This window comes from Paraburkholderia sp. RL17-373-BIF-A, from assembly GCF_046030175.1.
GTDB lineage: Bacteria > Pseudomonadota > Gammaproteobacteria > Burkholderiales > Burkholderiaceae > Paraburkholderia.
The window spans coordinates 1-1,073 of sequence record NZ_JARESO010000288.1 but is presented as its reverse complement, the minus strand read 5'-3'; the positions used below and the strand labels follow the sequence as shown (position 1 = coordinate 1,073).

The following is a 1,073-nucleotide window of genomic DNA, read 5'->3' as shown; positions in this document are numbered from 1 at the left end:
AGGTAAGTAGGCCCGGGGGATTTCACCCCGAGCCTCTCGCAGAACCGTGCGTAAACCTCTCGATTTACACGGCTCCCGTTATCCAACCTTTACCCCCAGAAACTGCCAGTGCACAAACTGTCGCGGGTACGCCGTCCTCATCTTGTGCAACCACTCGTCGCTACGCCGTTTATGCCGTCGTAGTGTCTTGTACTTGCATCGGGCCCAGCGGGCGAGCTTGCGGTCGAGATACAGACCGAGCCCCTGCATGGCCGTCCGATAGAAAGCCCCGTAATAGTTCCACCAGCCACGTATCGTGGGATTGCATTGATCGGCCAGTTCGACCAGTGACCGAAACGTCTGACGAGGTAGCCGCCACCCCCGTACTTTCTGTCTCATCCGTTTCAGGGCATCACGACTCACCCCGGGCAGAAAGCTCGTTGAGAGCTGCCCAGACCTGGTCATCACCCTTCGCGGACGAAACAGGAAACCCAGAAATGTGAAGGTCACATTCGGGTAGGCTTGAGTACGACTTCGGTCCCTGCAATACACGATGCCTGACTTCTCAGGATGCATCTCCAACCCGCATTCCGCCAGCCGCGAGGCAATGGCGTGCATGACCTCCTGCGCCTGCGCCTCGCTGCGGCAGTGAACCACCGCATCATCGGCATAACGCGCAAAGGGACATTGCGGGAAGTGTCGCTGCATCCATGCATCAAGCGCATAGTGCATGAACAGATTCATCAGCATCGGGCTGACCACTCCACCCTGGGGTGTACCGCGCACTCGCGGCAGTCTCGCTCCGTCCGCAGTCTCGAACGGCGCTGTCAGCCACCGCTCGATATACAGCAGGATCCAGTCCGCCTTGATGTGCCTGCGCACCGCCTTGAGCAGGAGGCCATGATCGATCTGATCGAATGCCGCCTTGATGTCAAACTCAACAACCCAGTCGTATTTCCAGCAGCGCTCACGCGTTACCGCAACCGCCTGTTTCGCCGACCTCCCCGGCCGGTACCCATAGGAATCTTCATGGAATATCGGCTCGATCATGAGCTTGACAACTGTCTGGGCAATTCGATCAGACACGGTGGGCA

General features: G+C 58.4%; 1 protein-coding gene. It reads right to left on the bottom strand.

What is annotated here, in order from left to right; all coding sequences use genetic code 11:
* Window positions 1-78 precede the first annotated feature (78 nt).
* Window positions 79-1,073: group II intron reverse transcriptase/maturase (locus P0D80_RS50400; RefSeq protein WP_408296295.1), on the bottom strand; the 995-nt coding region annotated here is incomplete at its 5' end.